The following is a 13260-nucleotide window of genomic DNA, read 5'->3' as shown; positions in this document are numbered from 1 at the left end:
CGGCGGCTCAGGCCGCGCCGTCGAACATGCTCGTGACCGAGCCGTCCTCGAAGACCTCGCGGATGGCGCGGCCCAGGAGCGGCGCGATCGGCAGGATCGTGAGCGTGGCGAAGCGCTTCTCCGCAGGGATCGGGATCGTGTCGGTGACCACGACCTCGTCGATCGCCTCGCTCTGGAGTCGCTCGGCCGCCGGATCGCTGAAGATCGCGTGCGTCGCCGCGACGATCACGCGCTCGGCGCCGTTCTTCTTCAGCGCCTCGGCCGCCTTCACGATCGTGCCGCCGGTGTCGATCATGTCGTCGACCAGGAGGCACACCCGGCCGTCCACATGACCGACGATCTCGTTGACGGTCACCTGGTTGGCGACGTTCGGGTCGCGGCGCTTGTGGATGATCGCCAGCGGTGCCCCGAGACTGTCCGACCACTGGTCGGCCACGCGCACCCGCCCCGTGTCGGGCGAGACGACCGTGAGCTTGGCGCGATCCTCCGCCGACAGGGTCTCCTTGAAGTACTCCAGGAGCACGGGCTTGGCGAAGAGGTGATCGACGGGACCGTCAAAGAAGCCCTGGATCTGCGCGGCGTGCAGGTCGACGCTCATGACGCGGTCGGCGCCGGCCGTCTTGAGCAGGTCGGCGACCAGGCGGGCGCTGATGGGCTCGCGCCCGCGGCCCTTCTTGTCCTGGCGGGAGTAGGGATAGTACGGGGCGACGACGGTGATGCGCTTCGCGGATGCGCGCTTGGCGGCATCCAGCATGATGAGCGTCTCCATGAGCCACTCGTTGACCGGAGGGCCGAACGACTGGATCAGGAAGAAGTCGCAGCCGCGGATCGAGACTTCGAAGCGGGTCAGGATCTCGCCGGAGGCGAAGGTGCGGTGCTCGGTGGGCACCAGTTCGGTGCCCAGCGACAGCGCGACCGAGTCCGCGAGCTCGGGGTGCGACCTCCCCGTCGCGACGACCAGGCGCTTCTTCGTCTTCGCGACGAGCCCCGGTGCGATGTCGTGATCGCGATCGAGCTCAATCCTCTTCTTGCGTCCCATCGTCCGCTTTCTGTGCGGACCGGGCCTTGGCCGCGACGTCGGCGGCACCGGTCCCCGGTCGGTTGATCTCGACCCACCCCTCGACATTGCGCTGAGGGGCGACGCTCAAAGCCAGGGCACCGGCGGGGACATCCTTGCGGATGACCGCGCCCGCCCCGGTCTTCGCTCCGTCACCGATCCTAACGGGCGCGACGAAGACGTTATGCGACCCGGAGTGCACCTCGTCGCCGATCTCCGTGCGGTGCTTGGCCAGATCGTCGTAATTGGCCGTGATCGCCCCCGCGCCGAGGTTCACGTGACGACCGATCGTGGTGTCGCCGATGTACGACAGGTGCGGCACCTTGCTGCCTTCGCCGATCGTGGAGTTCTTCGTCTCGACGAACGTTCCGATCTTGCCGTTCTCACCGAGCACGGTGCCCGGGCGCAGGTACGAGAACGGTCCGACCGTCGCACCGGCGCCGATGACGGCCAGCGTCGCGTCGGTGCGCCTGACGACGGCATCCCGCCCCACTTCGCAGTCCTGCAGCGTGGTGTCGGGTCCGACGACGGCTCCTTCGGCGATGACCGTCGTGCCGAGGATGTACGTGTTCGGGAGCACCGTCACGTCGGCGGCGAGCTTCGCGTCCACATCGATCCATGTCGTGTGCGGGTCGAGGATCGACGCGCCGGCGAGCTGCCAGCGGCGCACCGTGCGCGCGTTGAGCGTGCGTGCGGCCTCGGACAGCTGCACCCGGTCGTTCACGCCGAGCGCATCGGAGGCATCGGGAGCGGATGCCGCGGCCACCGCGAGCTGCGAGGCCCGCAGGAGGCCGATCACATCCGTCAGGTAGCGCTCCCCCTGCGCGTTGGCGCTGTCGACGAGGTCGAGATGGACGCGCAGGGGGTCCGCCTGGAAGACGTACACGCCCGCGTTGATCTCGGTGACGGATGCCTCCTCCGGGGTGGCGTCCTTCTGCTCGACGATGCGCTGCACGCCGCCGAACTCGTCGCGGATCACACGGCCGTAGCCGGTGGCGTCGTCCACGATCGCACTGAGGACGGTCGCCGCGGCGCCCCGGGCGCGATGCGCCGAGACCAGGCCCTCGAGCGTCGAGGCCTCCAGCAGCGGCACGTCGCCCGACAGGACGAGCACGTCGCCGGTGAAGCCCGGGATCGCCTCGAGAGCGATCTGCACGGCCCGACCGGTGCCGGGGATGTCGTCCTGGTCCACGACGAGGATGTCGGCCGACGTCGCCGCGGCGGCCTGGGCCACGAGGTCGCGCTCGTGACGCACGACCACGAGCACGCGCTCGGGCGCGAGCGACCGCGCGTGATCGATCACGTGCCCGACCAGCGGACGCCCGCCGATGGGGTGCAGCACCTTCGGGAGGCGCGACTTCATGCGGGTGCCCTGGCCCGCAGCGAGGACGACGACGGCGAGACGCGTGGTTTCAGTCATGCTCCGCCGCCAGGATTCGAACCTGGGCCTAACAGCTCCAAAGGCTGTCGTGCTGCCGTTACACCACGGCGGACCGGCGGGTTCGCCCCGCCGCCTCCAGTCTGCCAGCCCGGGTGCGCCAGCGATAATGGACGGATGGCACACGAGTCCGACGAGGTCGATCGCATCGTGGACGCGTGGACGACGCAGCGTCCCGATCTGGACTTCTCCCCGCTCGAGGTGCTGTCCCGCGTCGACCGGCTCTCCCGCCACCTCGACCGCGCGCGCAAGGACGCCTTCCGTCGCAGCGACTTGGAGCCCTGGGAGTGGGACGTGCTGTCGGCCCTCCGCCGGGCCGGCGAGCCCTACCAGCTCAGTCCGAAGCAGCTGCTGCAGCAGACGCTCGTCTCCAGCGGAACCATGACGAACCGCATCGACCGCCTCGTGGGTCGCCGGCTCGTGCGCCGCGAGGCCGATCCCGACGACGGACGCAGCATCCTGGTGATCCTGTCCGAGGACGGACGCACGAGAGTGGATGCCGCGATCACGCGCCTCGTGGATGCCGAGGCCGTTCTGCTCGCGTCCCTGTCCCGCGGGGACCGCGACCGTCTCGCCGGTCTTCTGCGCAAGCTCAGCCTCGGATTCGACGCCTGATGGCCCCCCTCGCCCCGACACGACCGACCCCCACGAAAGCAGCCTGATGGCCCACCTGCTCGGCGCAGAGGCGCTTCATCTCGAGTTCCCCACGAAGGTCGTGTTCGACTCCGTGTCGCTCGGCGTCGACGAGGGAGACCGCATCGGCATCGTCGGGCGCAACGGCGACGGCAAGTCGAGCCTGCTCGCGATGCTCGCCGGACGTCTCGAGCCCGACGGCGGCCGGGTGACGGTCCGCGGCGGGGTGACGGTCGGCGTGCTCGATCAGGGCGACACGCTGGATGACGCGCTGACGATCCGCGAGGCGGTCGTCGGCGACCTCCCCGAGCACGAGTGGGCGGGCAGCCCGATCGTGCGCGACGTCATCTCGGGTCTGCTGGCCGACCTCGACTGGGAAGGCTCGGTGGTGCCGCTCTCCGGCGGACAGCGTCGGCGCGTCGCCCTCGCCCGCCTCCTCGTGGGCGACTGGGACGTGCTGGCCCTGGACGAGCCCACCAACCACCTCGACGTCGAGGCGATCGCGTGGCTGGCGGCGCATCTGAAGACCCGCTGGGCGCGCACGTCGGGAGCCCTCCTGGTCGTCACCCACGACCGGTGGTTCCTCGACGAGGTCTGCACCATGACGTGGGAAGTGCACGACCGGCTCGTCGAGCCCTTCGACGGCGGGTACGCCGCGTACATCCTCCAGCGCGTCGAGCGCGACCGACAGGCCGCGTCGTCGGAGGCGCGCCGTCAGAACCTGGCTCGCAAAGAGCTCGCGTGGCTGCGCCGCGGTGCCCCGGCGCGCACCGCGAAGCCGAAGTTCCGCATCGACGCGGCCAACGCGCTGATCGCCGACGTCCCCGAGATCCGCGACCCCGTCGCACTGCGGTCGCTGGCCGTCGCGCGCCTCGGTAAAGACGTCGTCGATCTGCTCGACGTGTCGGTGACCTACCCGTCGACAGGCTCAGGGCCCGGGGGTCCCGTGCTCCGCGACATCGAGTGGCGCCTCGCGCCGGGCGAGCGCACCGGCATCCTGGGCGTCAACGGCGCCGGGAAGTCCACGCTCCTCGGACTCATCGCGGGGACCGTCGAGCCCACGACCGGCCGCATCAAGCGGGGCACGACCGTGCAGGTCGCCACCCTCACGCAGCGTCTCGACGACCTCGACCCCTTCCTCGACGATCCCGTACGCGTCGTCCTGGACGGCCTCCGCACGAGCTACTCCTTCGGCTCGGGGTCGAAGACCCAGGAGCTCACCCCCGGGCAGCTGCTGGAGCGCATGGGCTTCGCCAGCGCGCAGCTGTCGACGCCCGTCAAGGACCTCTCCGGCGGCCAGCAGCGGCGCCTGCAGCTGCTGCTGATCCTGCTCGAGCAGCCCAACGTGATGATCCTCGACGAGCCGACCAACGACCTCGACACCGACATGCTCGCCGCCCTGGAAGACCTGCTCGACTCGTGGCCCGGCACGCTCATCGTCGTCTCCCACGACCGGTACTTCCTCGAGCGCGTCACCGATCAGCAGTACGCGATCCTCGACGGCCGCCTCCGGCACCTGCCGAACGGCGTCGACGAGTACCTGCGCCGGCGCGCCGATCAGAAGGCCGGGCGGGATGCCTCTTCCCCCGCCGCCGCGACGCCGGCCGCGGCATCCGCCCCCGTGCTCGCCGGCGCGGAGCGCCGCACCGCCGAAAAGGAGGTGTCGGCGATCGACCGGCGCCTGCAGAAGATCCAGACGGCGATCACCGCGCTGGATGCACGGTTCGCCGACGCCCATGACGACTACGCGAAGATCGCCGCGCTGCAGACCGAGCGCGCCGCCCTCGCCGACGAGCAGGCCACCCTCGAAGACCGCTGGCTGGAGCTCAGCGAAGCCCTGGCCTGAGCCGGCGGCGTCAGTACCAGAAGCTCAGGCGCGGAGTGACGTGCCAGGACAGGATGCGGGTCGCCGTGACGGCATCCGTCGCCTCCACGCGTCCGGCGACGGCGAGCGTCGCGACAGACACGCCGCCCAGGTACGCCGCCGAGAGCTCGGAGACCCCGAGCCGCACGCGCGCCGCGTCGGCGTGCGCCCCCGCCTCGAGGCGCGAGACACGGCCGCGTCGGTCGGAATCGACCTCGAGCAGCCACTCCCCGCTGGTGTAGCCGAGCGGGTCGGACACCTCGAGCACGAGCGTTCCGGCCGCGCCGTACGTGCGCGCCTCCAGCGCGGTCGGAAGGTCGAGGATGCGCAGGTACTGGTGATCGCGGAGCGTGACCGTGGCCGCGCGCTGATCGGAGATCATCCACACGATCGGCTCGTCGACCGACTGCTCGTGCGCCTCGATCGTGCCGACCAGGTCGAGTTCGACGAAGAACCGCCACAGCGCCGCGTACGCGTCGGGCGTCTCGGCCAGGAGGTAGTGCAGCGACACGAACGCCTTGGTGAAGTCGTCGTCGTTCTCGCGCACCGCGTAGAGGGCGAGACCGCGCACCTCGCCCGCCTCGTCGGCGTACTGGACGGCGCGGCGCTCCCGCGCGTCCTTCGAGTCGGGGCGTGTGCCGGCCATGTTGTCCCAGTGCGCCCCGGGGATCTCGAGCTCGCCGGGCGAGGAGAGTCGCACGCGGTCGTGCAGCGCAGGAGCGAGCTCGCGCAGCCGCTCCCGGGGGATGAAGTCCACGCGCCCCGGCACGACCGGCCCCGTCCACGACGCGCGCTTGACGTCGAGGGTGATCGCCGCCGACGTCGCCGCCGGCCCGAAGCCGTAGCGCCCGTACAGCGGGGACTCGCTCACGGTGAGCATCGCCATCGGGACGCCCTGCGACGCCGCGACGGCCAGCTCGCCCTCGACGAGGGCGCGCGCGAGCCCGCGGCGACGGTGGGTCGGCGACACCGTGACGGAGCTGATCGCACATGACGGGATGCCGCGACCGCCGGGCACGGACAGCTCGGAGATCCACGACGCGAGCGTCGCGACGGGCGCATCGGCGACGGGCGCCGACGGGTCGTAGATGCCGGTCTTGCGTCGGTACTCGAGGCGTCCGCGCGATGCCTCGCGCTCTTCCTCGGTGGCGTCGCCGCCGAGGAATCCGCGGCGTACGACGTCGAGCCATGCGTCGAGCGACGCCGTGTCGGTCGAAGTGACCACTCGCGGTTCGAGTCCGCTCGCCCGGAGGCGTGCGGCGGTCACGGGATCGGGAACGGCGGAGAGGTGCGGAGAACTCATCCCGACAGGCTACGCGGGAGGGTCCGACACCGCGGGCCCGGGCCCTCCACAGACTCTCAGCGACGCGCCTGCTCCGAGCCGTAGAGTGCTGAGCGTGGAGCACGACCAGCCGATCACCCTGCCCGCGCCCGCGCCGGTCGTCGAGCCGCAGTCGGTCCCGGCGCCGCCTCGGCGGACGAGCCGCCGGGCGCTGATCGGCTGGATCACGGGCGTCGTCGTCGTCCTGCTCCTCGCCGCGGGCATCGCGTTCGCCCAGGTCTCCGCCCACCGGGCATTCGACGCGTCCACCGGGCGGCTCCTGTCGGCCGTCGACGAGGTGGAGGCCGCGGCATCCGACACCCGGGAGACCGCCGACGACGGCACGCGCACGGTCGACGCCGCGACCGTGATCGGCGAGGCGGCCGCCGACGGTCTCGTCGACCCTGCAGCCCGCGCCCGTTTCGTCGAGGCGACGACGGTGCTCGCGACGGCGCAGACGGGTGCCGAGGAGCTCCTGTCGCGCCCGCTCGGTCCGTACGACGTGGAGAAGCCGTTCTGGGCATGGGAGCTGCTCGAGGAGTCGGCCCGCCTGGACGCCGACGCCGAGGCCGTGACGGCGGCCGCCGCCGCGATGACCGAAGCCGAGGAGTCGCTCGGCGACGCGCAGGACGCCGTCGAGGCGGCGGGCCAGGCCCTCTACGCCTCCGTGGTCCCCCTCGCCCCCACGATCGAGGCCGCCCACGTGTCGGCGCGGGCGCTCGCGGTGCTCGACTTCCGCGATGCCGCCACCGCTGTCGCGGAGCAGACCGGCGTCGGACCCGGCGCGGCGAGCGCCTTCGCGCAGTACGTCCAGAAGTCGAAGGAGCTCACGTCGTCGGCGCAGAGCGAGCTCGCCGAGAAGTCGGGCCCGCTCTACGACACCCGGCTCGAGATCGAGGCGTACGCCCGATCGATCGCGGGCGGCGTCGTCCTCGACTTCGACTGGGCGCCCCTCGTGAACGGCCTCGGCGGCCGCGCGGGGATGGCGGGCACCGCCACCTGGAACACGATCCGCGGCGGATTCTCCACCATCACGCTGTCGAACTCGGTGGCCGAGAACTGGCCGAGCGCCGATGCCCGCGCGCTCGTGGCGCACGAGGTCGGGCACTCGATCACTTCGAAGTGCAGCGATCTGTTCGATTCGGCGGACCAGGCGGCCAATGAGGAGTGGGCCACGGCGTGGGCGATCGGGATGGGTCACACCGCCGAGGGCAACGGGGTGCAGGCGTACGGCTACCCCTCGCAGGACATGATCGACCGCGCGATGGCGTGCCGCTGAGTCAGCCCGCCACGACCCGTGCCCCCGGCACGGGGCCGTGCACGTGGAGTGCACGATAGCCGGATGCGGCGAGCGAGACCTGGAGCTCGAGCGCGCTCTCCGGCTCGGATGCCAGGAACGCCAGCGTGGGTCCGGATCCCGACACGAGCCCGGCGAGCGCCCCCGCAGCTTCGCCGAGCTCCAGCGCGTCGCGCAGATCGGGGCGCAGAGAGAGGGCGGCGAGCTGGAGGTCGTTTCGCACCCGCTCGGCCAGAGCTGTGGCATCGCCCGCGCGCAGCGCCTGCAGCACGGCGGGGTCGACGTCCGGCGCACGGACGGCGGGGACGACGTCGACACGCGACCGCAGCTCGTCCAGGTGCGCGTAGACCGCGGGAGTGGAGAGGCCGTCGTCGTCGGATGTCACGATGACCCAGTCGAATCGGCCCTTCGCGAGGGCAGGGCTCAGCTGATCGCCGCGCCCGGTTCCGATCGCGGTGCCGCCGAGGAGCGAGAACGGCACATCCGCGCCGAGACGCGCGGCCAGGCGCAGGAGGGTCGCGGTGCCGAGCTCGGCGCCCCACAGCGCATCGCAGGCGACGAGGGCGGCCGCGGCATCCGCCGATCCTCCGCCCATGCCGCCGGCGACCGGAACGTGCTTGACGATGTCGAGGTGCACGCCTCCGGTGTGGCCGGCCTCCTTCGCGACCAGCCGCGCGGCGCGCAGTGCGAGGTTGCGGTCGTCTTCGGGCACGCCCGACACGTCGACGGTCCCCGATACCGCGATGGTGAACTCGTCGGAGTGCTCCGCCCAGACGTCCTCGTACAGCGAGACGGCCTGATAGGCCGACGCCACGTCGTGGTACCCGTCGTCCTGCACGTCGCCGACTTCGAAGAAGACGTTGATCTTCCCCGGCGCCCGCACGTGAACGCGATGCCCGGTCACGGCCAGCCCCGTCATCGCACCGCCCTCCTCGGCATCCGGATCATGCGTTCGCGGACGTCGCCCACAGGTCGACGTCGATCCCACCGGAGAGGTCGTCGATCTGCTCCAGCTCGTCCGGGGTGAAGGCCGGGCCCGACAGGGCGGCGAGGTTCTCGTCGATCTGCTCCGGCCGGGAGGCCCCGATGAGCGCCGACGCGACGACGGGGCTGCGCAGCACCCACTGGATGGCCATCTGCGCGAGCGTCTGCCCGCGGCGCTCGGCGATGACGTTGAGCCCGCGCAGGGTCTCGATGCCCTGCTCCGAGAGCCGTCGCCCCGGAAGCGACGACCGCTGCTGGGCGCGGCTCGCCGTGCCGTCGCCGAGGTACTTGTCGGTGAGCAGCCCCTGCGCGAGCGGCGTGAAGGCGATCGCCCCCATCCCCTCCTGATCGAGCACCCCCGTGAGGCCGTCTTCGACCCAGCGGTTGAGGATCGAGTACGACGGCTGGTGGATGACGAGGGGCGTGCCGAGGCTGCGGGCGACGGCAGCGGCGGTCGCCGTGCGCTCGGCGCTGTAGGAGGAGATGCCGACGTACAGCGCCTTGCCCTGCCGCACGAGGGTGTCGAGCGCGCCGACGGTCTCCTCGATCGGCACGTCGGGGTCGACGCGGTGCGAGTAGAAGATGTCGACGTAGTCGACGCTCATGGCCTTCAGCGACCGCTCCGCACTGGCCAGGATGTACTTGCGCGATCCGCCGTTGCCGTAGGGGCCGTGCCACATGTCGTAACCGGCCTTGGACGACAGGATGAGCTCGTCGCGGTACGGCGCGAAGTCCTCCCGCATCATGCGGCCGAAGTTCACCTCGGCGGAGCCGTAGGGCGGTCCGTAGTTGTTCGCCAGGTCGAAGTGCGTGATGCCCTGATCGAACGCGTGGCGCAGGAGCGCGCGCTGGTCGTCGAAGGGGATGTTGTCGCCGAAGTTCCACCACAAGCCGAGCGAGATCGGCGGGAGCGTCAGACCCGACGTGCCGACGCGGCGGTACTCGGTCCGGGCGTAGCGGTCGTCCGCGGCGGTGTAGGGACGGTGGAGGTCTCCTCCGCGGGCGAGGTAGCGCGAGTCTTCGGTCACCCTCCGAGGCTAGCGCGCGCCGATCGGGCGGGGGCGACGCGCGCGATGTGCTGGAAGTCGTCGACCGTGAGCTCTTCGCCGCGCGCGGTCGGAGCGACGCCGGCGGCTTCCAGGACCGCGGATGCCTCGGCCGAGCCGCCGCCGAAGATGCCCGACAGCGCCTGCCGGAGCATCTTGCGCCGCTGCTGGAACGCCGCATCCACGATGGCGAACGTGGCGCGGCGCTCCTCTTCGGTGCCGCGCGGCTCGCCGTCGCGCTGGAAGCCGACGAGGACCGAATCGACGTTGGGCACCGGCCAGAACACCTGCCGCGACACGGTGCCCGCGAGGCGCCACGTGCCGTACCAGGCCGCCTTGACGCTCGGGGCTCCGTAGACCTTCGATCCGGGAGGAGCCGCGAGGCGCTCCCCCACTTCGGCCTGCACCATCACGACGCCGCGATCGAGATGGGGGAACGTCTCGAGGAAGTGCAGCAGCACCGGCACCGAGACGTTGTACGGGAGGTTGGCCACGAGGATCGTCGGGTCGCCCGGCAGCTCGGTGACACGGAGGGCGTCGGCGTCGACCACCGTGAGCCGGTCCCCCGCGACGCCGTGCGCCGCCGCCGTCGCGGAGAGACGCTCCGCGAGGCGGTGATCGATCTCCACGGCGGTGACCGCCGCGCCCGCCTCGAGGATCGCGAGCGTCAGCGACCCGAGCCCCGGGCCGATCTCCACGACGCGCTCCCCGTCGCGCACGCCGGCGACGTGCACGATCTTGCGCACCGTGTTGGCGTCGACGACGAAGTTCTGGCCGAGCTTCTTCGTCGGGGTGACGTCGAGCTCGGCGGCGAGGGCGCGGATCTCCGCCGCCCCGAGAAGCGTCACAGGCATGTCTCCACAGTACCCAGGCGCGCGGTGTAGGGTCGGTTCTCCGCCGTCGACGCGAGATGCAGCTTCCGTCGCTCCACGACACCGCTGCACAGATCCGAGGCCATTTCAAGGGGAAACCTGTGCGAAACAGGTGGCGCTTAGCCTGAGCGAACCCCTGGCTCCGGTGGGAGGACCCCCTTGACCGCTTCGAACGCCCTCACAGCTCTGCCCGCACGCCCCGACTCCTGGTCGGCGCTCCTCGAGCGCGACGACGTCGTGCTCGAGCGCGGCATCCTGCACCTGCACGATCCCCTCGCGACTCCGGATGCCGCGCGCACCGCCGATCTGCTGCTGATCGCCGCGGCGCTCGAGGATGCCGGCATCCCGGTGCTCCTCATCCGGCACGCGGTGCGCGTGCCCGCCCTCGCCGTCGACGCCGCACGGCGCGCGGACGCCCTTTCGGTGCTCGCCGACCTCGGCGGCCTGGAGCCGCTCTACGCCAAGCTCAAGGGAGCCGCCCCGGTCCCCATCGCGGAGGCGGCGGACGCCCTCCGGGCGTCTTCCCTGCGCGTGTTCCGTCCCCGCGTCGTGCGCGCCGGCGGTCTCGCGTTCGGCGCCGACACGGCCGTGCGCATCGAGTTCTGGCGGTCGGAGGACGGTGTCGTGCACGCGCCGCGCGAGAACGTGCTCATGCGGCGCTCGACCCCGGCGGAGGACATCGGGATCGTCGACGTCGAGCGGTACGGCCGATCGTGGCGCACGGTCGCCGGCATGTTCGATCCGCATCCCGACGAGTTCACGCACGACATCGACATGGTCTTCTCCTGGGTCGACGGCTCGTCGACCGACTTCCAGCGCCAGCGCGCCGCGCGTCTCGCCGAGTACGTCGTGGGCGACGGCGACGACGGCGCGGCCCGCTATCGCCAGACCGACGAGCTGCGGTACGCCCTGCGCAGCGTGCACATGTACGCGCCGTGGGTGCGCCGCATCTTCATCGCGACCGACTCCCCCGCCCCCGCCTGGCTCCTGGACGATCCCAAGGTCACGATCGTGCGCAGCGAGGAGTTCTTCGCCGATCCGTCGGTGCTCCCCACGCACAATTCGCACGCCGTCGAGGCGCAGATCCACCGCATCGAAGGGCTCGCGGAGCACTTCCTGTACTCGAACGACGACATGTTCTTCGGCCGTCCGGTCGCGCCCGAGATGTTCTTCACGTCGGGCGGGCTTTCGAAGTTCGTCGAGTGCGGCGTGCGCATCGGCGCCGGACCCACGCGCCTGGAGCGCAGCGGCCACGACAACGCCCTGCGCGTGAACCGCGCGCTCCTGGAGGCCCGCTTCGGCCGCGTCATCACACGCGATCTCGAGCACTGCGCCACTCCGCTGCGCCGCAGCGTCATGGCCGAGCTCGAGGGCGAGTACGCCGACGACTTCGCCCGCACCGCGGCATCCCGCTTCCGCTCGGCGACCGACATCTCGGCCACGAACTGCCTCTACCACTATCACGCGCTGTTCACGGGGCGTGCGATCGCGACGACCGAACCGCGGGTGCGCTACGTGCAGACGACGATGGCGATCGCCCTCCCGCGCATGGAGCGTCTCGCGTCGGGGCGGAGCACCGACATGTTCTGCCTGAACGACGGCGGAGCGGCCGAAGTGCCCGAGGCCCTCCGGGTGCGGGCGGTGAGCGCGGCGCTGGAGCGCATGTTCCCCGTGCCGGGGCCCTGGGAGCGAGCCGACGTCAGCGCAGAACCTGCAGAGGCTCTGTCGGCGGCGCGATCCGTCGCGCCTCGCTGAGCCGACGCTCCTCGCCCGCATCGATCCCCGCCGCCGCGAGGCGCCTGCGGGCGTCGGCGGCGTCGACGTACTCGAGCGGATGCGGCGCCGAGGGCAGGGCGACGACCGAGTGCACGATCGTCTCGTCGTAGACGTGCACCAGGTTGTACCCCTGCGCCGCGTCCTGCGGACGCGTTCCGCCCACGGGAACCGTGAGGTCCTGCGTGTAGCACGTGGCCGACGCCACGGAGACGGGGATGCCGGCGAACGTCGCGAACGTCGAGTAGTGGAGGTGACCGGCGATGATCGTGCGCACATCGCTTCCGCGCAGGACCTCGGCCAGGCGGGACTGGTCGCGCAGCTCGACCGTCGCGGCGAGCGGCAGCACGCTCGGCACGGGCGGATGGTGCATCGCGAGGATCGTGCCCAGAGGAGCCGGGGTGGCGAGCACATCGCGCAGCCACCCGAGCTGGGCGTCGCCGAGCTCGCCGTGGTGGTGGCCGGGCACCGTCGTGTCGAGGGTGATCAGGCGCAGTCCATCCAGCTCGTCGACGCGGTCGATGGGCGCGAGGTCGGCGGAATCGTCACCGAGCAGCGCCGCGCGGAACGCCGGCCGATCGTCGTGGTTGCCCATGACCCACACGATCCGGGTGCCGAGCCTCGCCGCGAACGGCCCGACGAGCGAGCGCAGCTGGCGGTAGGCCGCAGCCTCGCCGAAGTCGGCGAGGTCACCCGTGATCACGACCGCATCGGGGTGCAGTCCGCTGGACTCGATCGTCTCGAGCACACGCTCGAGGCGCTCGGCGGAGTCGATCTCGTCGTACAGTCGCGAACCCGCCGCGCGCAGATGCGTGTCGCTCAGGTGCACCAGCACGCGCTCGGGCGCAGGATACTCGGCAGCGCGCACGTCTCCCCCTGTCGGGCGTTCGGTCGATCTGCCGAAATGTTACAGGCATGTTTCGTGGATATCCGGCACCGGCGGGTGAACACTGCGTGAGCGATCCGTGTCGGGTG

At 71.4% G+C, this 13260-nt stretch carries 11 protein-coding genes and 1 tRNA gene; 4 read left to right on the top strand and 8 right to left on the bottom strand.

Annotated features, from left to right (window positions below; translation table 11 throughout):
• Nucleotides 1–7 precede the first annotated feature (7 nt).
• The 3 genes from B0B14_RS03870 to B0B14_RS03860 form a co-directional block, all read right to left on the bottom strand.
• Nucleotides 8–1039: a ribose-phosphate diphosphokinase gene (locus B0B14_RS03870; protein WP_076680181.1), complete on the bottom strand. Its 1032-nt coding sequence runs from the start codon at nucleotides 1037–1039 to the stop codon at nucleotides 8–10.
• Entirely contained in the window at nucleotides 1017–2477 is a 1461-nt protein-coding gene (gene glmU, locus B0B14_RS03865; protein ID WP_076680180.1) for a bifunctional UDP-N-acetylglucosamine diphosphorylase/glucosamine-1-phosphate N-acetyltransferase GlmU, read from the bottom strand. The genes B0B14_RS03870 and glmU overlap by 23 nt, the downstream gene beginning before the upstream one ends.
• A 1-nt stretch (nucleotide 2478) precedes the next feature.
• Nucleotides 2479–2550, bottom strand: a tRNA-Gln gene (locus tag B0B14_RS03860).
• 62 nt (nucleotides 2551–2612) lie between these two features.
• On the opposite strand from B0B14_RS03860, the gene B0B14_RS03855 reads away from it, so the two are divergent.
• Complete coding sequence (locus B0B14_RS03855) at nucleotides 2613–3110, top strand: MarR family winged helix-turn-helix transcriptional regulator (RefSeq protein ID WP_076680179.1); 498 nt, start codon at nucleotides 2613–2615, stop codon at nucleotides 3108–3110.
• 46 nt (nucleotides 3111–3156) lie between these two features.
• Entirely contained in the window at nucleotides 3157–4974 is a 1818-nt protein-coding gene (locus tag B0B14_RS03850) for an ABC-F family ATP-binding cassette domain-containing protein (protein WP_076680178.1), read from the top strand.
• A 10-nt stretch (nucleotides 4975–4984) separates the two neighbouring features.
• Here B0B14_RS03850 and B0B14_RS03845 read toward each other — a convergent pair whose 3' ends face one another.
• Nucleotides 4985–6295 (bottom strand): GNAT family N-acetyltransferase, encoded by a 1311-nt coding sequence (locus tag B0B14_RS03845; RefSeq protein WP_076680177.1) that lies wholly within the window; start codon nucleotides 6293–6295, stop codon nucleotides 4985–4987.
• Between the two features lie 94 nt (nucleotides 6296–6389).
• On the opposite strand from B0B14_RS03845, the gene B0B14_RS03840 reads away from it, so the two are divergent.
• Entirely contained in the window at nucleotides 6390–7592 is a 1203-nt protein-coding gene (locus B0B14_RS03840) for a hypothetical protein (protein WP_143733613.1), read from the top strand.
• 1 nt (nucleotide 7593) lies between these two features.
• On the opposite strand, the gene B0B14_RS03835 is transcribed toward B0B14_RS03840, so the two are convergent.
• From B0B14_RS03835 to rsmA, 3 genes are read right to left on the bottom strand one after another with little or no spacing between them, the layout of a single operon-like run.
• Entirely contained in the window at nucleotides 7594–8529 is a 936-nt protein-coding gene (locus B0B14_RS03835; RefSeq protein WP_076680175.1) for a 4-(cytidine 5'-diphospho)-2-C-methyl-D-erythritol kinase, read from the bottom strand.
• Nucleotides 8530–8554: 25 nt separating this feature from the next.
• On the bottom strand, nucleotides 8555–9622 hold the full coding sequence (locus B0B14_RS03830; protein ID WP_076680174.1) for an aldo/keto reductase: 1068 nt from the start codon (nucleotides 9620–9622) through the stop codon (nucleotides 8555–8557).
• Nucleotides 9619–10494 carry a 16S rRNA (adenine(1518)-N(6)/adenine(1519)-N(6))-dimethyltransferase RsmA gene (gene rsmA / locus B0B14_RS03825; RefSeq protein ID WP_076680173.1) on the bottom strand — a complete coding sequence of 292 codons (876 nt, stop codon included), beginning with the start codon at nucleotides 10492–10494 and terminating at the stop codon, nucleotides 9619–9621. Before rsmA ends, B0B14_RS03830 begins: the two co-directional genes overlap by 4 nt.
• A 177-nt stretch (nucleotides 10495–10671) precedes the next feature.
• On the opposite strand from rsmA, the gene B0B14_RS03820 reads away from it, so the two are divergent.
• On the top strand, nucleotides 10672–12267 hold the full coding sequence (locus B0B14_RS03820; protein WP_076680172.1) for a stealth family protein: 1596 nt from the start codon (nucleotides 10672–10674) through the stop codon (nucleotides 12265–12267).
• Here the strand turns inward: B0B14_RS03820 and B0B14_RS03815 are convergent.
• Nucleotides 12212–13153 carry a phosphodiesterase gene (locus tag B0B14_RS03815; RefSeq protein WP_076680171.1) on the bottom strand — a complete coding sequence of 314 codons (942 nt, stop codon included), beginning with the start codon at nucleotides 13151–13153 and terminating at the stop codon, nucleotides 12212–12214. The two genes, B0B14_RS03820 and B0B14_RS03815, sit on opposite strands and share 56 nt — an antisense overlap.
• Nucleotides 13154–13260: the final 107 nt, after the last annotated feature.

Source organism: Microbacterium sp. RU33B, from assembly GCF_900155915.1.
In the GTDB taxonomy this organism is placed as follows: Bacteria; Actinomycetota; Actinomycetes; order Actinomycetales; family Microbacteriaceae; genus Microbacterium.
Note: the sequence above shows the minus strand (reverse complement) of the source record. Positions and strands in the feature narration are given on the sequence as shown.